The 23615-nt window shown below is 69.0% G+C and carries 19 protein-coding genes and 2 pseudogenes; 16 read left to right on the top strand and 5 right to left on the bottom strand.

Going from position 1 to position 23615, the window contains the following annotated elements; translation table 11 throughout:
• Positions 1-147 precede the first annotated feature (147 nt).
• From ACUZ2Y_RS30045 to ACUZ2Y_RS30055, 3 genes are all read left to right on the top strand, one after another.
• Positions 148-360 (top strand): hypothetical protein, encoded by a 213-nt coding sequence (locus tag ACUZ2Y_RS30045; protein WP_476325219.1) that lies wholly within the window; start codon positions 148-150, stop codon positions 358-360.
• 45 nt (positions 361-405) lie between these two features.
• Entirely contained in the window at positions 406-936 is a 531-nt protein-coding gene (locus ACUZ2Y_RS30050) for a hypothetical protein (protein WP_476325221.1), read from the top strand.
• Positions 937-1212: 276 nt separating this feature from the next.
• Positions 1213-1827 carry a hypothetical protein gene (locus ACUZ2Y_RS30055; protein WP_476325223.1) on the top strand — a complete coding sequence of 205 codons (615 nt, stop codon included), beginning with the start codon at positions 1213-1215 and terminating at the stop codon, positions 1825-1827.
• 64 nt (positions 1828-1891) lie between these two features.
• Here ACUZ2Y_RS30055 and ACUZ2Y_RS30060 read toward each other — a convergent pair whose 3' ends face one another.
• Positions 1892-2326: a DNA cytosine methyltransferase gene (locus ACUZ2Y_RS30060; RefSeq protein WP_476325225.1), complete on the bottom strand. Its 435-nt coding sequence runs from the start codon at positions 2324-2326 to the stop codon at positions 1892-1894.
• On the opposite strand from ACUZ2Y_RS30060, the gene ACUZ2Y_RS30065 reads away from it, so the two are divergent.
• From ACUZ2Y_RS30065 to ACUZ2Y_RS30080, 4 genes are all read left to right on the top strand, one after another.
• Positions 2296-2547, top strand: coding sequence for a hypothetical protein (locus tag ACUZ2Y_RS30065; protein WP_476332154.1), 252 nt, complete (start codon positions 2296-2298; stop codon positions 2545-2547). The genes ACUZ2Y_RS30060 and ACUZ2Y_RS30065 overlap by 31 nt on opposite strands.
• Positions 2548-2886: 339 nt before the next feature.
• Positions 2887-3864 (top strand): tyrosine-type recombinase/integrase, encoded by a 978-nt coding sequence (locus tag ACUZ2Y_RS30070; protein WP_476325227.1) that lies wholly within the window; start codon positions 2887-2889, stop codon positions 3862-3864.
• Positions 3865-4197 (top strand): helix-turn-helix domain-containing protein, encoded by a 333-nt coding sequence (locus tag ACUZ2Y_RS30075; RefSeq protein WP_476325229.1) that lies wholly within the window; start codon positions 3865-3867, stop codon positions 4195-4197. It abuts the gene before it with no gap.
• A gap of 45 nt (positions 4198-4242) precedes the next feature.
• A complete protein-coding gene (locus ACUZ2Y_RS30080) occupies positions 4243-5889 on the top strand; it encodes a tyrosine-type recombinase/integrase (protein ID WP_476325231.1) in 1647 nt (548 codons plus the stop codon).
• On the opposite strand, the gene ACUZ2Y_RS30085 is transcribed toward ACUZ2Y_RS30080, so the two are convergent.
• Together ACUZ2Y_RS30085 and ACUZ2Y_RS30090 are read right to left on the bottom strand one after the other, a co-directional pair.
• Positions 5805-7058, bottom strand: a complete 1254-nt coding sequence (locus ACUZ2Y_RS30085; RefSeq protein ID WP_476325233.1) for a TRM11 family SAM-dependent methyltransferase — start codon at positions 7056-7058, stop codon at positions 5805-5807. The genes ACUZ2Y_RS30080 and ACUZ2Y_RS30085 overlap by 85 nt on opposite strands.
• Entirely contained in the window at positions 7055-8152 is a 1098-nt protein-coding gene (locus tag ACUZ2Y_RS30090) for a hypothetical protein (protein WP_476325235.1), read from the bottom strand. Before ACUZ2Y_RS30090 ends, ACUZ2Y_RS30085 begins: the two co-directional genes overlap by 4 nt.
• Positions 8153-8686: 534 nt before the next feature.
• On the opposite strand from ACUZ2Y_RS30090, the gene ACUZ2Y_RS30095 reads away from it, so the two are divergent.
• The 9 genes and pseudogenes from ACUZ2Y_RS30095 to ACUZ2Y_RS30135 all read left to right on the top strand — a co-directional run bounded on the left by ACUZ2Y_RS30095 (position 8687) and on the right by ACUZ2Y_RS30135 (position 22044).
• The gene (locus tag ACUZ2Y_RS30095; protein ID WP_476325237.1) at positions 8687-9745 is read left to right on the top strand and encodes a hypothetical protein; all 1059 of its coding nucleotides are present in this window, start codon (positions 8687-8689) and stop codon (positions 9743-9745) included.
• A 155-nt stretch (positions 9746-9900) separates the two neighbouring features.
• Positions 9901-10260: a pilin gene (locus ACUZ2Y_RS30100; RefSeq protein WP_476325238.1), complete on the top strand. Its 360-nt coding sequence runs from the start codon at positions 9901-9903 to the stop codon at positions 10258-10260.
• Between the two features lie 207 nt (positions 10261-10467).
• On the top strand, positions 10468-12558 hold the full coding sequence (locus ACUZ2Y_RS30105; protein WP_476325240.1) for a TrbL/VirB6 family protein: 2091 nt from the start codon (positions 10468-10470) through the stop codon (positions 12556-12558).
• A complete protein-coding gene (locus ACUZ2Y_RS30110; protein ID WP_476325242.1) occupies positions 12555-13832 on the top strand; it encodes a PrgI family protein in 1278 nt (425 codons plus the stop codon). Before ACUZ2Y_RS30105 ends, ACUZ2Y_RS30110 begins: the two co-directional genes overlap by 4 nt.
• The gene (locus ACUZ2Y_RS30115; RefSeq protein ID WP_476325244.1) at positions 13832-15811 is read left to right on the top strand and encodes a VirB4 family type IV secretion system protein; all 1980 of its coding nucleotides are present in this window, start codon (positions 13832-13834) and stop codon (positions 15809-15811) included. The genes ACUZ2Y_RS30110 and ACUZ2Y_RS30115 overlap by 1 nt, the downstream gene beginning before the upstream one ends.
• A gap of 55 nt (positions 15812-15866) precedes the next feature.
• Positions 15867-18497 (top strand): type IV secretory system conjugative DNA transfer family protein, encoded by a 2631-nt coding sequence (locus ACUZ2Y_RS30120; RefSeq protein WP_476332139.1) that lies wholly within the window; start codon positions 15867-15869, stop codon positions 18495-18497.
• A 586-nt stretch (positions 18498-19083) separates the two neighbouring features.
• A pseudogene (locus tag ACUZ2Y_RS30125) lies at positions 19084-20154 on the top strand (replication-relaxation family protein); the annotation flags it as partial.
• 4 nt (positions 20155-20158) lie between these two features.
• A pseudogene (locus ACUZ2Y_RS30130) lies at positions 20159-21152 on the top strand (C40 family peptidase).
• Between the two features lie 676 nt (positions 21153-21828).
• Positions 21829-22044, top strand: coding sequence for a cold-shock protein (locus ACUZ2Y_RS30135; RefSeq protein ID WP_476325246.1), 216 nt, complete (start codon positions 21829-21831; stop codon positions 22042-22044).
• A 342-nt stretch (positions 22045-22386) separates the two neighbouring features.
• On the opposite strand, the gene ACUZ2Y_RS30140 is transcribed toward ACUZ2Y_RS30135, so the two are convergent.
• Both ACUZ2Y_RS30140 and ACUZ2Y_RS30145 read right to left on the bottom strand, forming a co-directional pair.
• On the bottom strand, positions 22387-22626 hold the full coding sequence (locus tag ACUZ2Y_RS30140; protein WP_476325248.1) for a hypothetical protein: 240 nt from the start codon (positions 22624-22626) through the stop codon (positions 22387-22389).
• 75 nt (positions 22627-22701) lie between these two features.
• Positions 22702-22875: a hypothetical protein gene (locus ACUZ2Y_RS30145; RefSeq protein ID WP_476325250.1), complete on the bottom strand. Its 174-nt coding sequence runs from the start codon at positions 22873-22875 to the stop codon at positions 22702-22704.
• Positions 22876-23615 lie beyond the last annotated feature (740 nt).

Here is a 23615-nt window from a genome sequence, read left to right on the forward strand (position 1 = left end):
CGAGGCCCTCGATCTCACCGACCAGCCTTCGGTCTGCGCGCGGGCGCGGCGGTCGAGCAGGTCGGTTTCGAGTTCGTCGAGCCGGGAGAGCACCTTGGGGTTGACGTGCAGCATCGGACAGCGAATGCAAGCATCAGGTGCCCCGTCTTGCGACCGGACCCGAGCCAAGAACCGCGCCTGCTGGTCATCATCGTCAACCTCAACGACCGGTTCCGCGAAGCGACCGAGCGTGGCTGGCTCGGCGAGGTTGACGGCTTGAGAGTCAGCCTCGACGCAGCGAACCAGACGCTCGCGCAGATGCGTAACATCCGCGCAAAGACGCCCGTGCCACTGCCGCAGCCGACGGTGAGGTCGCGGTGACACCGCTCGGACCGTCCGGCGACAGCAAGTTAGGAAGCACGACCAATGGAAGTGATCGGTGTGATGGCCACCGATGCCGGGATGTTCGGTCTGTGGTCCCCGACGACGTTTGTCGACATCGTCGACTACGACACGTGGGAGTCGGAGCTGCTGGAAGACGACGACATCAAGCGGCACATCACTGCCGGCGCCTTTGTTCCAGTGAACATCGGCAGCGACGGAGCATTCCAAGTCATTGCCCGAGTCGGTTCGGCATCGACCACTGCCAGCCTGACTCAACGAGAACGCCAGTATGCCCTCGTATCCTCGAAGCCGTACCTGTTCATCACTCCCGGCAACGCGACGATCAGTGGCATTGAACACGTCGGAGCAGAGGCCGACGCTGGCCTGCACATCCCGCTGCCAACGGGCCGGTGGAGTGTGACGATCACGCTGATCGAATGGGACGCCGAACCTGGGCAGAAGGATGCCGACGGAAAGCCGTCTCCGACGGCCCTCCCCGACTTCGTACTGCTGATCAACCCAGAACAAGGCAGCGGTCACTACCGCACCGAAATACAGACATTCGAACGATAGACCCGTTAGCCGCCGTCCTCGACCGTTAGTCCGGAGAAAGTCGTTCGAGATCGACTGTCCTTGTAGGACGGGGATGATCGGCAGTACGGGCGTGAGGTCGAGCAGCCGCAGGTGATTGGCGACGGTGCGGTCCTGGTGGACGCGCACTGTCGCGCCCGTGCGTGCCAGGACGTGGGCCTCCGTCATGTGTTCACTGCCCGACAGTGGTGTCGGGCATGGTGACTGACCAGAGCGGAGGTTGGTGTTGGTGTCGTCCTGGCCCGTTAGGGTTCCTCTGTGACGAGAGGTGAAGACGTCAGTCGGGGTGTGGTGGCCGCGCGTCGCCTGGCTGAGCTGGGTTGCTGCGAGATCGCCCCTGGGTTGACCGATGCGGAGTTCGCCCGCATCGAGGGCGAACACGGTTTCGAGTTCGCCGACGATCATCGGGCGTTCCTCACGGCGGGGTTGCCGGTGAACAGCCCTTTCGTTCCGGAGCCGGGGGTCAGCTATGCCTGGGAGAAGCCGTGGCCCGAGTGGCGTGACGGCGACCTCGATGGGCTCCGTGAGCAGCTCGACTTTCCGGTCGAGGGCGTGTTGCGGGCGGTTGAGAGCAACGGGCACTGGAATCCGGCCTGGGGGGCGCGGCCGGACACCCCTGAGGCAGCGGTGGCGGTGGCTCGACGGTTGCTGGCGGATGCGCCCAGGATGGTCCCGATCTATGCGCATCGGTTTCTGCCCGCAGGACGCGGCACGCTCGGACACCCGGTCTTGTCCGTGTGGGGAACGGACATCATCTACTACGGCGCTGATCTGGTCGACTACGTCAACCAAGAGTTCGAGGAGCCTCGGCCCGAGCACCCGGACGGCTGGTCGCCGCAGGCCACTGTGTCGTTCTGGCGCGACTACCTGTGACTGCGATACCGGGTTTCTTGGCGAGGGACCGAACCGCGGCGTCCCTGTTGATAGCGTGTTCGGTTCAGGCATCGCGGTCTCTCTGACTGGGCATCGCGAGGACGTTGTTGGCCGCGGTTTCGTGGGTGAGTTCGGTGATGATGGCGCAGAGCGTCGTGATCTTGGCTTTGAATTGTGCCTCAGTGGCTTCCAACGCTTGGATGCGTGCGCGGGCGGCGGCCCGCGCTCCGATCTCGATACCCAGCCGACGTCCGGCGGCGGAGATGTCCTGGCATGGAAACCCCGTCACCAACACGTCGACCGGCTCCACGGTGGTCCAGTCAATGGCGCGGAGGTCGACGAGGTTCGGTACGCCCGGCATCCGGGCGGCCAGGATCTGGGCGATGTGCGGGTCGGGGTCGGCGCACCAGGCGATCTGGCCGCCGCCGAACGGCGGCCAGCACCCCGAGGTCCAGCCCGCCGTAGCCGGTGCACACCGACCCGACGACCGGCCCCGCACTCGCGGGGACCGTCAGGTTCTCCAGGGTCGGTGACGTGTCCGCGACGGCGGGCGTGGCCGCCCGCACCGCCCCCGCCGCCGTGGTGACGGCGACGGGGGCGGGGGCACAGGCGCGCCCCGAGCGGCGGCTGGTGCGGCGCGGGCGGCTGCTCATGCCGCCCAACTCCCCGACACGCCCGAGCCACCCCTGGAGTTCCCTGCGTGTCGCATCTGGCCGCTGACGACACTTCGGGAATCCTGATGTGTCGTCGAGATTTTTGAACCTGAACCCGAGCGGTGCTGTGAGACATCCCCGGAGTTCGTTCGTCGTGCGCCGCGTGCGCGACGACGCTTGGTGACCAGGTCCTGGACTGGGACGTTCCTGGGGCGCTTCGGCCACCGAGTTGACGAAGCTTCAGAAATCATGAAACTCTCCCATCCGGATTGATCAATCTTCGGTTGTGGTGAAGACGGGGGACGTGGGTTTGGGCCTGTCTGTAGTGCGCGACCTGCGCTAGGTGCGGGGGCGGGCGACCGCGGAGGAGTTGGCGGACTTCGAGATCGATTCGATGGCGGGGCTCGTGCTCGCACGTTCGGCGGCGGGGCTGGCCGACAGCACCATCCGGGCCGAGGTCAGCAACCTTGAGCAGGTGCGTGGCTGGTTCGGGCGCCCGCTGTGGGAGATGGAGCCCAGCGACGCCGATACCTACTTCGGTCGTGTCCTGCGGGGTGCGACCAACGGCACGCGGCATGCGCGGGCGTCGGCACTGATCACCTACTTCGAGTTCCTGCAGGCGCGGCACGCGGTGCAGTTGCACGCCATGACCGGTCGGGCAGTGACGTGCCCGGTCGATGAGATGAACCGGCCGAAGGGCCGCAAAGACGCGCGGGTGCGAATCCCGCCGATGGCGAAGGAGATCGACGGCTTCTTCAGCAACTGGGCCGCGGACCTCGTGACATGCCGCAAGTTCGCGCCGACGGCACGGAACTACGCGGCGGCGAGGCTGATGGCCGAGCTCGGGTTGCGAGCCGGTGAGGCCCGGCATCTGGACCTGGCCGACGTGCGGTGGGAGTTGGGTCGGTTCGGCAAGATCCATGTCCGCTACGGCAAGGGAGCGCGAGGCTCGGGGCCGCGGGAGCGGATGGTCCCTCTGGTCAACGGCGCGAGCCGGACGTTGAGGTGGTACATCGAGGACGTGTGGGGTCTCTTCGATGACGATCACGAACGGCCGGGCGCGCCGCTGTTTCCCTCGGAGCGGCGGGCCAAGAGCTCCTGCTCGCGCCGGTTGGGAAAGGACACCTTGCGTGCGGCGGTGGTCACCGCGACCCAGGCGTACCTGCCGGGCTGGGAGGGCAGGCTCACCCCGCATGTGTTGCGGCACTTCTGCGCGTCGCAGCTCTACCTGGGCGGGATGGACCTGATCGCGATCCAGGAGATGTTGGGGCATTCGTGGGTAGCGACGACGATGCGCTACATCCACGTGCATCGCGAGCACGTCGAGCAGGCGTGGGTGACTGGCCAAGATCGCGCGGCGCGACGGGTGGAAGGACTGGTCTGAATGCGGTGGAACCTTCGCCTGGCAGCGGCCAACCGCGGCATCTGGAAGGCATCGGAGCTCAGTCGCCGTCTGGCCGAGCATGGTCTGGAGATCTCGCTGGGCAAGATGTCGAACCTGTGGTCGGGTCAACCGGCCTCGCTCAAGCTCGATGATCTCGACGTCATCTGCGTCGTGCTGGGATGCGAGGTCGGGGAGTTGCTGACTCCGGAACCGGACAAGGTCACTCGCCCGCGGGACGACAGCAACGCCGATGTGGCCGCCGCGGGTTCGGCGCCGCCGCCGATGCGGGTCGTTCCACGTCGCCGTGACGGGCGTTCGCTGCCCCCGGCGTGATCGGTGGTATCGCGAGACGGGACCGGACCGAAGGTCGCCCGGTCGGTGACGAGCTGCTCGGAGTGCCTGGCGTGGGGCTTGACGTACGCCCGCGGCGTCTGCCTCGCCTGCTACAACTTCTCCGCACGCCGCCTCGGCCACGACGTCGGCGACTGCGGTGTATGTGGCCGCTCGGTGCCGCTGAAGGGCGGGTACTGCCGGTTGTGTTGGTTGCAGGCGCGCGAGGACCGCGCCGTCACCGCCGCCGACGCCCGGTCGGCGGTGATGATCGCGCCCCATCTGCCCGCGGTGCGGTGTCACCAGTTGTTCCTGGCCGGGATGACGCAGCGCAAGGCCCCACCCCGCACAACCCCGCGCCGCCGCGGCGAGAAGGGCCGACCGCTCAAAGGACCGCCCGCGCCCACGGTTCGGCCGAACACCCAATACGCGCAGCTCGGCCTGTTCGCCGACGAACTGTTCGCCCGCGACTACCGCAATGCCGGAGTGGACCTGCGGCGCGGTCCGGCTCCGGACAACCAGTGGCTGGCCTGGGCGCTGCACATCGTCCACACCACGGCTGAAGCCCGAGGCTGGACACCGGACACCCGACGGGGCATGCAGCGCACGATGGTCACAGTGTTGGCTGGGCACCATGACGTCGATCGGATCCGCGCCAGCGACGCGCGCGCTGTCGCGTCCAGCCACAGCGTGAACGTCGACAATGCCCTGGAGATCCTCGACGCGATGGGCATTCTCTGCGACGACCGAGAACGGGTCTTCGACACCTGGCTCGACACCAAACTCGCCGGAACGGCCCCTGCCATCGGACGCGACGCCCGACAGTGGGCTCGCATGCTGCACGACGGTGGGCCACGCAGTCGCCCCCGCAGTCCGGACACCGCACGCACCTACCTGCGCAGCGCGCTTCCCGCCCTGCTGGACTGGTCGGCCCGCTATGACCACCTGCGCGAGGTGACACGCGACGACGTCCTGACCCACCTGCGCGCGTTGCGCGGGCAGCGCCGCGCGAGCGCCGTCACCGCGCTGCGGTCGTTGTTCACCTGGGCCAAACGCAGCGGCGTCATCTTCAGCAACCCCGCTACCGCAATCACAGCCCGTAGAACAGAACCCGCGCTCTGGCAACCACTGTCCACAAAAGACATCGCCGACGCTGTCGCCAAAGCCGCAACCCCACAGGCACGGCTGTTCATCGCCCTCGCCGCGATCCATGCCGCACGTCCCCACCAGATCCGAGCCCTGCAACTCAGCGACGTCGACCTCGCCGACATGCGGCTCACCATCGACGAACGAACACGGCCGCTCGACGACCTGACCCACACCGTCCTTCGGGTTTGGCTCGCCTACCGTGCGGACCGCTGGCCGGGCACCGCGAATCCCCATCTGCTGATCAGTAAGGAAAGCGCGATGCGACACGGCCCGGTCAGTGCCGCGTGGATTCGGGAACTCCGCGGCCTGACCGCCGCCCTCGACCGGTTGCGCATCGATCGGCAACTGCATGAAGCGATGACCACAGGAGCGGACCCGCTGCACCTGGCCGTCGTGTTCGGCGTTTCCGACCACACGGCGATGCGCTACGCGAACAACGCCCGGCATCTTCTCGAACGCCCTCACGAGGCGACCGCCTCGACTTCACCGGGAACCCGAGGATCCACATGGCACAATGACCGCAACACGCCCTTGGGTTCGCGCTGAGAACCCCTGAGTTCCTTGGAACGCAAGGGAAACAACGGGGTACGGAACACCAGCACGTCCTCATGCGAAATGAGGTGCAACGGCAGCCCGGCTTCGCGCTGTTTGCGGATGAAGTCGCGTTGGAAGAAGCTGCCGCGCGCGACCAGTTCGCCCTCGGCGGCGCGCGCGAGCAGCGCGACGCAGCGCTCGACCGGGATCAGGCCGGCGTGCACGCCGCAGGCGAGGATCTGTGAGGGAAGGTCGATCAGTTCGGCGTGTTCGCGCCACGGGCGGATGGTGATGGCGATGTGCCCGCCCGGCTTCATGTACGGGACGAGTCCGGCGAGGATGCGGGTGAATCCGGAGAGCAGCCGGTGGTGGCCGATGTTGGCGAGGTTGCCGCGGTCGAGGGTGTTGCCGTAGCGGTGGTGGTACTTCTGCACGCCCTTGCCCGGTGCGACCGCGACCTGCCCGTGGGTGGAGGGACCGTAGGGCGGGGAGGTGACGACGAGCGCGGCCTGCCCGAGGTACTCCGCCGGTAGCAGTGCGGCGATTTGGCGGGCATCGCCGTGGAACACCCGCCTCTCGTGCTCGATCCCGGTGTCGTGGGCGAGGGTGAGGTTGGCGCGGGCGACGTCGACCCAGTGCGGTTCGTACTCGATCCCGACCGCGCGGCGTCCGGCGTGGACGGCTTCGACGAGGGTGGTGCCGATCCCGCACATCGGGTCCAGCACCAGCTCGCCCGGTTGGGTGTAGTGGGCGATGGCGTGCGCGGCCACGGCGGGCAGCATCTTGGCCGGGTGCGCGGTCGACTCGGGTACGAAGCGTCCCTTGCGCTGCGCCGCGGGGGCGGCCTGCGCGGTCGTCCATACCGATACCGGCAGCTCCCGGACATCGTCTGCGGGGATGCCGTCGACGACGTCCTTGGACGAGTCCACCGCCCGCCGGGCGGGGTGGTCTACGGGGTTCGCGTCTGGGTGCGTGGTGGTGTCCAGGGTGTCGATGACGGCGCGTGGGATGTGCACGGTCCGCGCGTCCGCGACGGTCTCAACGGGTGCCGTTGTCGAGTCGGCGACACGGCTCGGTGGGGTGTTGGGGTTGCGGTCGTCGGCCACGGGAGTGCCTTCCTCGCTGTCGCTGGCGCGGTGAGACCCGGGGTGGGCGGGGCGCGGAGTCGGCGTGCCGGTCATCGCAGGACTCCGTCCTCGAACGCCTGCTCGGCGGGGCTCGTCGGAAGCGGGTCGTGGTCGTGCGGTTGTGAAAACACGAGGACGTCGGAGTGGACCCGGATGTGGGGCGCGGGCAGTCCCCGTACGGCGGCGCGGTGCTCCATCCGGGCCTGCGTTTCGGCGGCCGTGCCGTCCGGGTCGGATAGTTCCTCGGTGGCGATCCGGCCGCCGCGCATCGGGGCGTGCAGGGCGACGATGTGTTGCAGGTAGAGCAGGTCGGCGTTCTGCGCCGCGGCTACCACCGCGCCGGTCGGGTCGAGAAGTTCACCCGCCTGCCAGTCACTGTGGGTGAGTGCGACGAGGATGCCGCCGACGCGGAGCAGGCGTGCCGCGACGAGCGCCACGAGGTCGCCGACACGGTGACCGGCCTCGGCGGGAGGCAGGCTGGTGATGACCAGGTCCGCCTCCGGCGAGATGGTGTCGATGTCATGCGGGGACGTTGCCGAGGCATCGGCTGGGGGCGGGGCGGGGTCGCCGACGAGGTCGGCCCAGAACGGCCGCGACACCGGCCCGTTCGCGTCGTCCGGGGCGACGACGCGCACGACGCGAACGTGGCGACCGAGGTGCTCGACCGCGTCCAGTGCGTCCGACAACTCGGGATCGGCCGTGTTGTCGGGGGTGTCGCCGGGCGTGTGCCGGATGACGCCGTCGGGGTCGACGACACCGAGCCCGCGACGCCGGGCGCCGGAGGTGTCCGGCGTCGGCTGTGTGGTCGGCCAGGGCAGCAGCACGACCCGCCCGCCGGGCGCGCTGAACGCGCCGGCGACCTTGGCGACGAGCGGCGTGGGCCAGGTCGCGTCGAGGTCGATTCCCGTCGCCCCGGCCGTCCACACGGTCGCCGGGGTCGGCTGAGACGACGCTGCGGCGGAATGATGCGACCGGGTGCGGCTGGTGGTGGAGCTGGGCTTGGCGGGGCTGACCCTGGTGGTGGTCGCCGCGGTCGGATAGGGGCGGCGGTCGCCGCCGGGAAGTCTGCCCGTCGGACGGGTGGAGTCGCTGCGCCGTTTCGGGGCATGCGACGCCGAGCGGCGCGCGGGCTGGTCGGACTGGGCCATGGATACCTCGCAGAATCGGGGTGCGCCGCGCTGCACGTGGCGGCCTGTGACACCCCCCGACTCCGAAAAACACCCCACTTTTCCGCGCCCGTTGCCGAATCTTTATCGACCGGTTTCGTGTCCTGTCGCCGCATTAAGCGGTAAGGCTCGCGCGCGGCACCGGTGGATTCCGCCGCCGATCCCTGCGGCCCCCGCGATCTATCTCGGACATTTTCGCGCGCCTCGCCGTCCGGGCGCGGTCGAGAGGTGGGAGTGGGTGTCCGGCTCGCCGTACGGCTATTACCGAATCGCCACTAAACGCCACCAAACCATCATTTCCGCAGTTCTAAGGCTATTACGGACGATCGTCACGTGATCTTGACTCCGGTGATCGGCGGCGGTTCCCGGCGGCTCGTGACGATCTTTGTGGCGGACGGGAACGATCACCGAAGATCGTTGGTGGCGTTTTGGTGGCGTTTGGTTGCGTTTTGGTGGACCCGGTTTGGCTTCCTGTTGTGGTCGTTGTTCTTCTCGACCATCGCAAAGGAGCCGACAATGGCCCCGAGTCGCATTTTCCGTGACACGCCTTTCGAGCCCGATTCCCTGCCGCTGGATTCCGCGCGGGCGGCGTTCGAGTGGCTGGTCACCGGCCCCGCCCCGCTGTCGGTCGACGGCCGGTTCTTCCCCGGTCTGCCTGCCCGGCGGGTGCCGCTGGACGAGCTGCGTGAGCTGCTGCTGGACACCTCGCTGCCGCTGGCGGCGGTGGACCTGGTGTGGATGCACCTGGTCACTCGATCCCGCGACGAGGGCGGCGGGTGGACGGTCGCGTGTGTCGGTGTCGCGCTGCCCGCGTTGTTCGCCATCGCCGCCACGTTGTGTGCGAAGTTCGCCGACGACCACCGGGACATTCACTCCGCGATCCTGACCGGGTTCCTCTCCGAGCTGGCGAGTATCGACATGGTCAGGCCGTGGGTGATGTGGCGGCTGCGGTGCGCCGCGCTGCGCGCCGGGCACCTGTACGTGCGTGACGCGCTGGACCGTCCGATGCCCTCGGATGAGGACTTCCATTCCAGCGAACCGACCCCGCCGTGGGGGCACCCGGACTTCGTGCTGGCGCGGGCGGTCGCCGAAGGCGCCATCACCGGAGCTGAAGCGGAATTGATCGGTGCCACCCGGTTGGAGGACTACTCGCTCACCGCCGCGGCCGCCGATGCCGGGGTGAAGGTCACCACGCTGCAGTGGGCGCGTAGCCAGGCCGAAGCACGCCTGGTCGCGTGGCTGAGAGAGCAGGGCCCGCACGACGACCCCGGCGACCGCCGCGACCGCGACGTCGAGATCCACGCGGTCAGCGCCGCGACCATCACCGCCGCCGCCGACGGCACAAACGCGGGCCTGCGCCGACCACGCGGAAAGTCACGCAGGGTGAGTACCTCGGCGGAGAAGTTGGCGGTCACGGTTCGGTATCGCCCTTGGGAAAAGGGGGCTGAATCCGGAGTCGGGGGCTGCGGGAGGACACCAGCCGCCCCCGCGCACACCACCCCGCTCGACCGGCCGACTCGCACCACCGCACGGCCGTCGAGCGCGACTGCGGAGGTGCCGCCATGCGCCGCTTGATCCGTTCGCCCCGCCACTCTCGACCCGACCACCGCGGCGATTACGGCGGCACGCGCAGCGTTGGCGAGAACCGTCCACGCCGCGGCCCGGTCACCTCGCGCCGTGCGCCTGGTGCGCTCGCGCACCGAGTTCGGTTCCGTCGGTCTCAGCCGACCGTGCAGGCGCACGCCGCGACCGTGCGCAGCACCGCGCTGCGCACCGCCGTGATGCTCGCCGTGGTGTTGTTCGCCGCCGCGGTGGTGCCGGTGGCGCACGCGGAAAACACGCACGTGCTGGCCCTGGTGAACACCCTTGATGAGCTGTTCATCAACATCCGCAACTGGCTGATGGGCATCCTGGCCGGTTTGGCGACGGTGTTCCTGACCATCGGTGGGATTCGCCGGGTCGTGGGCGCGGGTGATCCGGGCGAGCAGGAGAAGTCGAAGGAGTGCTTCAAGGCCGCCGCGATGGGCTACGGGCTGGCCGCGCTCGCCCCGATCCTCGTCACCGCCCTCAAGACCATCGTGGGGGCCTGAGCGATGACGCCCCGACCAGCACCGACCACGCCCACCCGGCGCCAGGCATCGGCCACTGCGACCGTCCGCGACCTGAGCTCCGACGCACCCGCCCAGATCCGATCCACAGGCCACCGGGTGCCGCTCGAACCCCCCTGCGCCCACGCCCGCCGCACAGGCACTCGCCCGCACCGGCGGCTGGGCCGTCGGGCGGGGTGGCTGTTGCGCGTGACGCGAGGTCGCGCGCTCGCACTGGTGACGGTGAGCCTCGTGGTTCTGCTCGGCGGCATCCTCGCCGTCAATGCCGACGTGACAGCGGCTGCCGCGCCTGGTCGTCTTCCCGCCGCAGTGCAGCCCCCGCCGCCGCCGATACCGACGGTCGCCCCTGGGTGTGAGCCGGGCTCGCCGAGCCCGATGTGCTCGATGCCGACAGTGACCCCGCGCCCGACACCGCCCGGGCTTCCCCTTCCCATTCCGACGAGCGTGCCGCCGTGCGCGACGGGGTCGCCGATCCCGCAGGTGGGTTGCGCCCCGGCCAACCCGGTGTCACCGCCTGCCCCTCCCCCGTGTGCGGGGGAGGGGTGCATCCCGCAACCCACCACCGCACCGCCGCCGCCCAACCCCGGCACGAGCCAACCCGGCCACGGCGGGGAGGGCCGGGAAGAGTGCGGGATCACCGCGATCGGCGGCTGCATCACCAACGCCATCAACGACTTCTTCCGCGGGATCGTCACCGCCGCGCTGAACCCGTTGCTGGACTTGTTGTCCAAGACGCTGCTCACCACCCCGGCACCGGAGGCGATGCCGCGCATCGGGGAGTTGTGGAACAACTCCTGGCAGATCCTGCTCACCTGCTACGCGATGCTGGTCCTGATCGCCGGGATCCTGCTCATGGGCTACCAGACCCTGCAAACCTGCCACAGTGTCAAAGAGATCGCGCCCCGCCTGGTGGTCGGATTCCTGACCGGAGCCCTGTCCCTGTGGGCGGCGAGCAAGGCCATCGCGATCGCCAACGCCTTGTCCGGCGCGGTGATGGGCGGCGGCGTCAACGCCGACTCCGCGAGCACGACGATCAAGGAACTCGTCACGAACTCGCTCTCCGGCGGGGTGTTCATCATCCTTCTTGGCATCGTCCTGGCAGGGATGCTCGTCGTCTTGTTGATCACCTACATCGTGCGGGTGGCCGTGACGATCGTGCTGATCGCCGGGGCACCGATCGCGCTGATGTTCCACGCGCTCCCGCACACCGAGGGCATCGCGAAGTGGTGGTGGAAGGCGTTCGGCGGGTGTCTGGCGATTCAGGTGTGCCAGAGCCTGACTTTGATCACGGCGATGAAGGTCCTGTTGACACCCGGTGGTGGGGTCGCCCTGTTCGGATCCACGACCTCCGGGTTGGTCAACCTGCTCGTCGCGCTGGCGTTGATGTACATCCTGTTCAAGATCCCGTTCTGGATCCTGGCGTCGGTGCGCGGCGGCGGTGGCCGCTCGCTGGTGGGTTCAGTTGTGCGCGGCTTCATCGCCTACAAGACCTTCGGCCTACTCGGAGGCTGCGGCGGCGGTGGTAAGCCGCGGCGGTCCGGTGGCAAGGGCGGCGGGCGGGCGGTCGACCCGTACGCCACGACACGGGCGACCGCCGACGGGCAGTACATGCTGCCGCTTCAGGGGCTCAAGCGCGGCAAACCACAACCACCGCGGCACGTGAAACACGTACCTAAACGACGCCAGTGGCCCCAGCCCACGAAGTCCGCGCCGCGCGGCACGCAGCTGGCGTTGCCGCTCGGGGACGACTGGCCGGATAACAAACCCGTCCTCGGGCGGGACGGCCAGTACCGGCTGCCCCTCGACGTCCACCGCGTCACACCCACCCCGCCGCCCACCCAGCCCGAGACAGGTCCGCGACGCGACCGGTCACGAGACGGGCAGCAACTGCAGTTCCAGTTCGACCCATACAAGGGCAACCGCGCCACCCGGTCCGGGCAGTACCCGCTGCCGCTCAACGTCCGCCGCACACCACGCCCGGCAAGCCCGCCCACGCCGCCCGCGGCGCCGACGCAGCGCACGCGGGGCACGCAGATGGAGCTGCCCTTCGATCTCTACAAGGGCAACCGGACCAACCGGGCCGGGCAATACCCGTTGCCGCTGGAGGGCGTGCGCCGCACCGCGCCCCCGACACCCGAGGCGCCGCCGCCCCCGGATGCCGCGTCACCGGCTCCGGCGACTCGGGCCGCGCCACGCGCGGGACGCCAGCTCCGCCTGCCGCTGGACCTGCCCAAGCGCTCCGCCACACCGAAACCGCCCACGTCTGGAGGCACACCGTGACTTCGCCTGTCCGCATCCCGGCCGACGTCGACATGGCCGATCGTGTCCTCGGCCCGCTCACCGCCCGCCAACTCGCGATCCTCGCGACCACCGGCCTGGTGCTCTATGCCACCTGGACCGCGACCCGCGCGGTGGTGCCGATCCCGGTGTTCCTCGCGCTCGCCGTCCCGGTCGGGGCCGCCGCCACGATCCTCGCGCTCGGGCAGCGCGATGGCATCAGCATGGACCGGCTGCTGATCGCCGCGATCCGCCAGCGCATGGGACCTCGCCATCGGGTCGCCGCCCCCGAAGGCGTACGGCCCGCTCCCGAATGGCTCACCACCGCCGCGAGCACGACGGGCGACGGCAAGGCCACGTCCACCCGCCGCGGCCACCGCCGCAACGCCGGCACGGCGCCGGGGAGCGAGCAGATCTCACCCTCGGCGCTGCGCCTGCCCGCGCGGGCAGTCACCGACACCGGCGTCGTCGACCTCGGCACCGACGGCCTCGCGGTCATCGCCGTCGCCAGCACCGTCAACTTCGCGCTACGCACCGCCCAGGAACAAGAAGGACTCGTCGCGAGCTTCGGCCGCTACCTGCACAGCCTCTCCGCACCCGTGCAGATCCTCATCCGCGCCCACAGATTGGACCTATCCGGTCAGATCAGCGAACTTCGGGCACGGGCAGGCGGGCTACCGCACCCCGCCCTGGAGGCCGCGGCAGTGGAGCACGCCGACTACCTGACCCAACTCGGCGAGCAGACCGACCTGCTGCGCCGCCAAGTCCTGCTCGTCCTGCGCGAACCCCTCGGCACCGACGCTGCGGCGACCGACGGGCTCGGCGGCCCCGGCCCACTCGCCGTGCTGACCTCGCTGGCCCGCGGCAGGCACCGCAAGGCGAGCGCGGAGAACAACGCGGCGAGCGCGGCGGCGCGGCGGGCGGCCGAGTCGCGGCTGGTCCGCCGCCTCGGTGAAGCGATCGAGCTACTCGGCCCGGCCGGGATCGTGATTACCCCGCTCACCGCCGGGCAGGCCACCGCCGTGCTTGCCTCGGCGTGCAACCCCGACACCCTGCTGCCGCCCTCATCCGACATGGCCGGGGCCGACGAGATCATCACCAGCCCTGGCGGGCAGCAATCGGACTCCTACGCCGACGAGTGGTCCAGCGACGTGGAGGGATCTCCGAATATCGACCAAGAGGAGGACGGCGACTGGGACTACGACGACCACGACGAGGACGACTACGAGGACGACGCCGACGATGTCGGTGCCGACCAGGGACGGAGGCGGTTCTGATGGCCACCCGAGCACGCACCGGACGCGGCAAGCGCCGCCCGCGGCAGGCCGCTCCACGCGGCACCACCCACAGCGACAGCCCGGTGCAGGGGGCCGCCGCGTTCACCCCGGACTCGTTGTCGGTCGGAGCCAGGCAGCTGGAGGTCGGCGGCGAGTGGGTCGCCAGCTTCGGGATCACGGGTTTCCCCCGTGAGGTGCACCCCGGCTGGATGACGCCGCTGCTCACCTACCCGGGCCGCCTGGATGTCTCGCTGCATGTCGAGCCGATCGACCCCGCCACCGCAGCCGCACGGTTGCGCAAGCAACTCGCCAAGCTGGAGTCCGGGCGCCGGCACACCGCCGAGCACGGTCGTCTGCACGACCCGCAGGTCGAGGCCGCCACCGAGGACGCCTATGACCTGTCCAGCCGCGTCGCGCGCGGCGAGGGCAAGCTCTACCGAGTCGGCCTGTACCTCACCATCCACGCCGTGTCCGAACGGGCGCTCGCCGATGAGGTGGCCGCCCTGCGGTCCCTGTGCGCGAGCCTGTTGCTGGACGCGAAACACACCACCTACCGCACCCTGCAGGGGTGGGTGTCGACCCTGCCGATGGGTCTGGACTTGATCGGGATGAGAAAGACGTTCGACACCTCCGCGCTCAGCGCGGCGTTCCCGTTCACCAGCCCCGATCTCCCGGCCGCCGACCCCACCAGCGTGGCCGCACCGTCCGGGGTGCTCTACGGCTACAACGTCGGCTCCCAAGGCTTGGTGCATTGGGATCGGTTCGGGGCGGGGATGCACAACCACAACTCGGTGATCCTCGGCCGCTCCGGCTCCGGCAAGTCCTACCTGGTCAAGCTCGAACTCCTGCGGTCGCTGTACCGGGGGATCGAGATCGCCGTGGTCGACCCGGAGGACGAGTACGCCCGCCTCGCCGCTGCCGTCGGCGGCACCTACGTCCACCTCGGCGCCGCCGGGGTGCGGCTCAACCCGTTCGACCTGCCCATCCACACCCGCGCCGACGGGCACCGCACCGCCCCGAAAGACGCCCTGATCCGGCGCAGCCTGTTCCTGCACACGGTGATCGGCGTGCTCGTCGGCGACGAGTTGGAAGCCGCGCAGCGGGCCGCCCTGGACCGGGGCATCGCCGCCACCTACCAGGCCGTGGGCATCACCGCCGACCCCCGCACCTGGACCCGCCCCGCACCGACCTTGCGCGGGTTGCGCGACCAGCTCGCCACCGCCGGGCAGGCCGGGGACCGGGCCGCCGCCGAACTCGCCGCCCGGCTGCACCCCTTCGTGGAGGGCGCGTTCAAGCAACTCTTCGACGGGCAGACCACCACCAATCCCGAAGGGCACCTGACAGTGTTCTCGTTGCGGGACTTGCCCGACGAGCTGAAACCGATCGGCACCCTGCTCGTCCTCGACGCGGTGTGGCGGCGGGTCAGCAATCCGGCGATCCGCCGCCCCCGTCTGGTGGTCGTGGACGAGGCGTGGCTGCTGATGCGCGAGAAGACCGGGGCGGAGTTCTTGTTCCGCATGGCGAAAGCAGCCCGGAAACACTGGGCCGGGCTCACGGTCGCGACGCAGGACACCGCCGACGTGCTAGGCAGCGAACTCGGCAAAGCCGTCATCGCCAACGCCGCCACTCAAGTCCTGTTGCGGCAGGCATCCCAAGCCATCGACGACATCACCCAGACCTTCGATCTGTCCGCGGGGGAACGGCAATTCCTCCTCTCGGCCGACCGAGGACAGGGCCTGCTCTCGGCCGGAACGCAGAGAGTGGCATTCCAGAGTCTGGCCTCGCCCACCGAGCACTACCTGGTTACGAGCAACCCAGCCGAGCTCGCCGGATACGCCGCCGACGGCCACATCGACGACACCAACACCATCGAGCAGTCCTATATGGACCTTGGTGTCGCCGGCGAACACGAGATGGCCGGGGCGGACGAGTTCGGTTCGTTCGACTCCGACGGCCAGATCGAACTCGACGCCGCCTGACACCACACCCGTTTCCTCGAGTCTTTGTTCGGCTGCGTTCGTGAGAGAGGCTGCTATGCGTTCCTGGATACCGGCTGCCGTCGGCCACCCGGCCCCGCCCATCACGCCCACCGGGACCCGATCGGGCGGGCTAGGCGAGGGGTGGCTGGGCGACTACCTGCGCGATCCCGGCGGCGCCGCGCTCGCCTTGCTGGAACATCTGCGCGAGTGGGCGTTCGCGTGGGGACCGGTTGCCGCGCCGCTGCTCGTGGTGGGTGTCGCGGGGTTGGTGCTCGGCCGCCGTTGGTGGCTGCGGCGCTGCCACGCCCGGCTGCTCGCCCACGCCCGTCAGGTCACCGTGCTCGCCCCGCCCACCGTCGACCCCGCGGGCGGCGCCGCGCTGTGGGGCAACCTCGTGGGCTTGCTACGGCCCACCTGGCGGCGGTGGTTCACCGGGCAACCCCACGTGGCGTGCGAATACCAGTTCTCCGAGCACGGGGTCGCGATCCGGCTGTGGGTGCCCGGCGTGATCCCGCCCGGCCTGGTGGAGCGGGCGGTGGAGGCCGCGTGGCCGGGCTCGCACACCCGCGTCACCAGCCCCGCCCACCCGCCCCTGCCGGCCCCCTGCCAGGCCCAGCGGCGGCTGGTCATCGGTGGCGAGCTGCGGCTGGCCCGCAGCGAGGCGCTGCCGATCCGCACCGATTTCGACGCCGACCCCTTGCGCGCCCTGATCGGCGCACCCGTTGGGTTGGGCCGCGACGAGTACGCCTGCGTGCAGATCCTGGCCCGCCCGGTCACCGGCCACCGCGTCGGCAAGGCCCGCCGGTCCGCGCGGCGGGTACACACCGGCGGCTCGACCCGCCTGATCAGCCGCCTCCTGGACATCGTCACCCCCGGCATGACGACCAGCAGCCACACTGGGGGCCGGACCAAGTCGGGGACGTTGCACAGCGACCCGCAAACCTCGCTGGAGTATGCCGCGCAGAACCGTGCCATCGTGAGCAAACAGCGCGGGTCGCAGTTCGAGACGGTGATCCGCTACGCCGTCGCCACCGTCCTGCCCGCCGATGCGGCCAAGGGCGAGATCCGTACGGCGCGCGAGGTCGCCCGCGGCCGGGCACACGCCCTCGCCGCGTCATTCGCGAGTTTCACCGAGCACAACCACTACACCCGCCGACGCCTGCGCCATCCCGGCCGCGACATTGGGACCGTGCTCGCCGACCGCCGCCTCCGCGCTGGGGACCTGCTCTCCGTGGGTGAGTTGGCCGCGATCGCGCATCTGCCGGTCGACGAGGCGATTCCCGGTGTCCAGCGCGCCGGGGCCCGCGCGATCGCCCCACCACCCGGTATCGCCACCCCCGGCCAACAGGCGAAGCCTCTCGGCGTCACCGACACCGGCCACCAACGCCCCGTGGCCCTGCGCGTCCCAGACGCGCGGCATCACCTGCACGTCATCGGCGCCACCGGCTCGGGCAAGTCCACCCTGCTGGGCAACATGATCCTGGCCGACGCCGAGCAGGGGCGCGGGATCGTGCTCATCGACCCCAAGGGCGACCTCGTCACCGACATCCTGTCCCGCCTCCCGAAATCCGCCGGGGACCGGGTGGTGCTCTTCGACGCCGACGCGAAATCCCGGCCACCGTGCCTCAACCCCCTCGACGGTGGGGAAACCGACCTCACCGTCGACAACCTCGTCTCGGTGTTCCGCCGTGTCTACTCCGCCTTTTGGGGGCCGCGCACCGACGACGTGATGCGCGCCGCGTGCCTCACCCTGCGCACCCAGGAAGGTGTCGCCACCCTCGCGGATCTACCGAAACTGTTGGCGGATCAGGCGTTCCGGTCGCGGGTCACCGCCGGGGTCACCGACCCGGTCTTGCGCGGGTTCTGGTCCTGGTATGAGGAACTCACCGACTCGGCCCGCAGCCAAGTCATCAGCCCACTGATGAACAAGCTCCGGGCCTTTCTGCTGCGTCCGTTCGTGCGCGACGCGATCGCGGGCGGATATTCCACAGTGGACATGCCAAGCGTGCTCGACGGCGGCATCTGCCTCGTCCGCATCCCCAAAGGCTCCCTCGGCGAGGAAACCACCCGACTGGTCGGCTCCCTTGTGGTGGCCCGGACGTGGCAAGCCACGACCGGCCGCGCCCGCATCCCGCAACGCAGGCGCCGCGACGCGAGCCTCGTGATCGACGAATGCCACAACTTCCTCAACCTCCCCTATCCGATCGAGGACATGCTCGCCGAGGCGCGCGGGTTCCGGGTCGGGATGACCCTGGCGCATCAGCACCTAGGCCAGTTGCCCCGCGAGTTGAGGGAAGGCTTGAGCACCAACGCCCGCAGCAAGATCTTCTTCAACGCCTCCCCAGAGGACGCCCGCGAACTGTCCCGCCACACCGCGCCCCGGCTCACCGACCACGACCTCGCCCACCTCGGCGTCTACCACGCCGCCGCCCGCCTCGTCCTGGGCGGGGAAGAAGCACAGCCCTTCACCATGCGCACCCAACCTCTCCCACGCGCGATCCCCGGCCGTGCCAGGGAGGTCCGCCGCATCGCCCGCCGCGCCCTGCGCAACCGGCCCGGCACCGCCACGCCGACCACCAGGCCACAGGCCCGACCCACACAGCAACCCGGCACGGCCCAGCCAGTGACCGGGAAACACCGAAACCGACCCACCGCGCGCAACACCGACCCACGCCGCCACCCCTGACCCGGACGACAGGCCGAAATCCCTTGCCGCACAACCGAGAAGAAGAGGTGGCTTTGTGACACGCACCATTTCCACGGACCACACCGGCGACCATTCCCCATTTGGTCGGTCGCGTGATCAGCGATCGCGGGCGGCTAGTCCTCAGTCAGCGGGCCATGAAACTTCATCAACGTAGCCCAACCGACGCAGGTACCGGCGATGACCTCCGATTTCTCGGGATGCCAACCCGCCGGGCACGACATCCACCTGGACCCATTGCCATCCCGCAACGCGGGCCACGGGTACGGCTCCAGATCCCCACTTTTCCACACACGCTTGGCCTTCATTCTCAACCTCCACCGACATGGCCTACGAGCGCAGCCTGAACGAGGGGTGCGATACCTGGATGACAACCCGATCTACGCTCGCGAACCGGGTGGATGTCAAGCGCCCCTTCGGTTAGCGACGTGTCATCAGCCAAGTCGCCACGACGGCGACATCGCCGCCAAGAAGTTCTTGATCGCCAACACGATCAAGCAACGATCGCTTCGTTAATCCCAATTTCCATCAACGCAATTCGCATCTTCACAAGACCGGAGGCCCGCCCATGATCACCAATCCCACTCGACAGCGATCGCTGCGAGGTCACAAGGCCACCCGGCCCACCCCGCGTGCGGCGAACACCGCTGATCACCAAGCGGTGCTTGCCTGGCGGCTGACCCCGCGAGACCGGTGGATCATCCGGATGCTGCACGAGCACCGCGTGCTCACCGCCCACCAGATCACCGCTATGGCCTTCCCGTCGTTCCGGTCCGGGCGGCAGCGGCTGCGGGAGCTGTACTTGTGGGGAGTCGTCGACCGGTTCCAACCCCACGTCACGCTCGGCACGGCGCCGATGCACTACGTCCTCGCCCCCGCGGGGGCCGCGGTGCTGGCCGCCGAGGACGGCCTCGACGCCAAGGAACTGGGCTACCGCCACGACCGCGCCTTCGGTGTCGCGCACTCCCTGCGGCTCGCGCACACCGTCGGTGTGGCCGAGTGGTTCACCGCGCTGATCGACCACGCCCGCCACGACACGGCCACGGGCGCCAGGTTGGTCGTGTGGTGGTCGGAGACCCGCTGCGCCCGCCATTTCGGCGACCTGACCCGACCCGACGCCTACGGCCGCTGGACCACCCAGGGCACCGAGGTCGAGTTCTTCCTCGAATACGACTTCGGCACCGAAGTCCTGGGCAAGCTCGCCGCAAAACTCACCGGCTACGCCGCCCTCACCGCCGCCACCGGCATCACCACACCGCTGCTGGTCTGGCTACCCACCGCCAGGCGCGAGGCCACCGCCCGCACGGTGCTGCACCGGGCCTGGCGCGAGCTCGACGACCCGAGCACGGTGCCAGTCGCCACCGCGGCGGCCGACCTGCTCAACCCCGAGACCGCGCATCCAAGCCCGGCCGAGGTCTGGCTGCCGCTGCACCGGGCCACCGGGACCGGCTCCCGCTGCCAGTTGCACCGGCTGCTCGACGCCTGGCCGCACCTGCCGCCACCCACCACCGACTCTGACCTCGACGGCGAGTCGGTGCGGGTGCCGGACGCGCCCCTGCTGATGGCCCCCGCGCCGCCGCCCATGCCGCCCGAAGTCACCCGACCGCCGGCCACCTCGCGCGGCCCGAACACAGGGAGAGGAGGTGATCCTGAAAATCGGGGCGGCGCTGCTCGCCGTGATCCTGGCCATCCCTGTCCTGATCGGCCACGCCGTCTCGGGGGCGGTCTCGGCGGTGCTCGGCGAGGGCACCAGCATCGTCGACTGCACCCTCACCAGCGACACCGGGGTGGCCGGCTACGGGGCCGACCAACTCGCCAACGCCGCCGTCATCGTCGTGATCGGCAAACAGATGGGCGTCCTCGAGCAAGGCCAGGTGGTGGCGATCGCCGCCGCGATACAAGAGTCCACGCTGCGCAACCTCGACCACGGCGACCGCGACAGCCTCGGCCTGTTCCAACAACGCCCGAGCCAGGGTTGGGGCACACCAGGGCAGATCATGACCCCCGCCTACGCCGCCGCCCAGTTCTACCAACACCTCCTTGAAAGTGCCCGGCTGGCAGTCGATGAGCGTGACCGACGCCGCGCAGGCCGTGCAACGTTCAGGCTTCCCGGACGCCTACGCCCAGCACGAATCGGCGGCGCGGCTGATCGTCGGCGCGGTCGGGGGCGCGGGCTGCACGACCACGACGACGGTCGTGGTCGGCACCGGGGACTGCAACGCCATCGCCGCCCCCAACCCCGTCGCCGCCGCCGCGATCAACTACGCGTGCGGACAGCGAGGACTCCCGTATGTGTGGGGCGGAAACGGGGACGAGGACGGCGGATTCGACTGCAGCGGGTTGACCAAGGCCGCCTATGCTGCGGCCGGAGTCTCCTTGCCTCGCACGGCGCACACTCAGTTCCACGCCGGGCCGCGCGTCCCCGCCGGGCAACCGCTGTTGCCCGGCGATCTCGTCTTCTACGGCAACCCGAACACCAAGATCCACCACGTCGGACTCTACCTTGGTGGAGGTTTGATGGTGGCCGCCCCGGACCGAGGACAGCGGGTGAAGGTCGAGCCCTACCGGTACCGGGGGGACGATTTCGCGGGCGCTACGCGCCCATCCGGGTCCGGTGCAGTTGTAGGTTCTCCATGACGGTAGCGCGCAGCGCGACAGTAGATCTCGGAGCAGCGCGGTGGCCAGCAGAGGCCCAACGCGAGGCAGGCCGCGAACAAAGCCAGCGTGAGGACTGGGCGCGGACCTTACGGCCTGCGCCGAGTCGCCTCATGAGCGCCACGGGTTCCGTTCGTGGATCAACCTCTGCCACCACCTGCGAGCAGAACCGCTAGACACACCTGAATCTCCGACAGGTCAGGTGCGATTACCGTCTTCTGCGGGGCGGCGCTGACTCGGCGGCCTGCGCGGAGTGAATGGACGGAAGCGGTCGAACGGTGCGGTGTAGTTGCTGATCTCCAAGGACGCCGTGCCGCGTGTGCATACGCGGTCATGACCGGATGACCATGAAACGATTCGGCCGAGACCGAGCCCGCCACCCCGGCCGAGCCGGTGACCAGCGCCAACGCGCCACGTGGCCGCCGTGGCTCACGCACCACCACCCCTGGGGGTGACACCTCGCCGCAGCCGCAGGCCCACCGGTTAGGCATAGCACCTCGCGGCGTGTACGAAACTCCGGTGATTTCGCCACACCGGTCCGAGGCCGGCACCAGAGGCCCGACCGCGTCACCTGTTCAGCTGATGACCAAGGCCACGGTCACATGGTCGACTTCGTGGGCAGCACCCCGCTGCCACGTATTTGACACCGTGGAGAAGCATGTCCGACAGGCAGACAGGCACCGTGAAGGTGTACAACGACGACAAGGGATTCGGGATGATCACGCCCCGGTCGGGCGGCGACGACCTCTTCTTCCACCACACTTCGGTCGAGGCCAGTGGATACGTGGAGTTTGTGGAAGGCCAGCCAGTCAGCTTCGTCGTTACTCAAGGTCCGAACGGGTCGCAGGCTGAGCAGGTATGCCGGGAACATTGACCGCTTCCTGACCCGGACGGGTAACCGTTGTAGTTGGCAGATTCCGTGAGACGAGGGGCTCGACCCATACGAGGGTCGAGCCCCTTCGCGTCGCGAGTACTTCGGCACTCACGGCCTATCGGCCTACTTGCCGAGAGAGGACTCGCCCTGCCCCGAATCTCCCGAAACCTTCGGACCAAGGATGCCCGCCAACTTGACTTCCGCCCGAGAACCGACGCCCCCGCCTCGACCAGCTCTCCGCCCGCACCCTTCACTAGCGGGCCTCTGACCAGGAACAGCGCCGCTACTTTGCACCTGATCGCAGCTTCAGGATCTCAGAGGCCGGAACAGCACGGTGGACCTCTACTTGTCGGAGGTGACCTTGGCGTGAATCCCAGCCAGGGCCGTGACCGCGCTGACCGTGGTCTCCGGGATGCCCAGCTCGTTGAGCGGATCAGTCGTGATGCCACCGATCAGCATCGTCTGAACCGGTCCCGTGTCGGCCCCGAGTTCGACAGTGGCGGCGTTGGCCGCAGGCGCGGCCATGAGCACGGTAGCCGCTGCTGCAGCAGCGGTGAGGGTGAGTTTTCCGATGATGTGCATGCCATCCCGATCTGTGCTGTATGGACGTACTGGTGAGTCAACAATGATCGGGCAGCGATCTGGTGGTATCCGCCATCAGCCGAGATCGGCCGAACCGAGTGTCAGCTCGAAATCGGCGGTCAGCAGGAGCGTGTAGATCTCGATGTTTGCGGAGTCGCCCTGGCCGTCGTTGTCATCGGCGCTTGCGGCCGGGGTGACGATCAGCAGGGCAGCGGCGGTTGCAGCAGCCACCAAGACGATCTTTCGCACAGTCGGTCTCCAGGGTCGCGATGATCCGTTCGCCGCCAAGCTTTGAGGCTGAATGGTGCTGTTGTCGATACGTCAATCGGATGAAATGATCTTCGTGTTGGTGACGGAGTGTCCTAGTTGGACCTCCCGGACGAGTGATGCCCGTGTCCGCGCCGTCTCACAACTTGCTGGTGACCGTGGACGAGGTCCAAGCCCGCACCGATCAGTCTTATCGCTTGTTTCCGATCTCAGTGTTGTTGGCCGTTGAGCCGCGAGAGTCTCATCGGATGCTTGATCAGGGGGCCGGTTGGCTGATGTCAAGGCAGATCCTGCGGGCGGGGAGTTCCCTGCCTGCGGGATCTGGAGGTCGGCCTGTGGCTATGTGGCCGTGGGGTTGGTGATCAGTTGAGGCGGCCACGGTCCTGAGCCTGTTGGGTGCGCAGTCGGGGTTGACGATCGGCGCGATAGGCAGCGCCGTGCCCGGGTCACCGGTCATCGGCCCGCCGGTGTTGGTCGCGTGCAAGGTCAGCAGATTGGTCAGCGGGTCGATTGTGACCTCCCAGGTGAAGGGGGAAAGTTCCCGGTGTCCCAGAGGAAGTCCCCTGTTCCGGTCAGCAGCAGCCCGCACGGGTTGAGCAGTGGGTATCCCTGGCTGACTTCGAGCCGAACCGAGACTGGCCGCGCAGGTTCGCCCCACGCAGTCGATCCTCGACTACCTCAAACACATCGCCGACAGGTACGTCCTGCGTCGACGCGTGCGC

This window comes from Actinokineospora sp. UV203, from assembly GCF_056323665.1.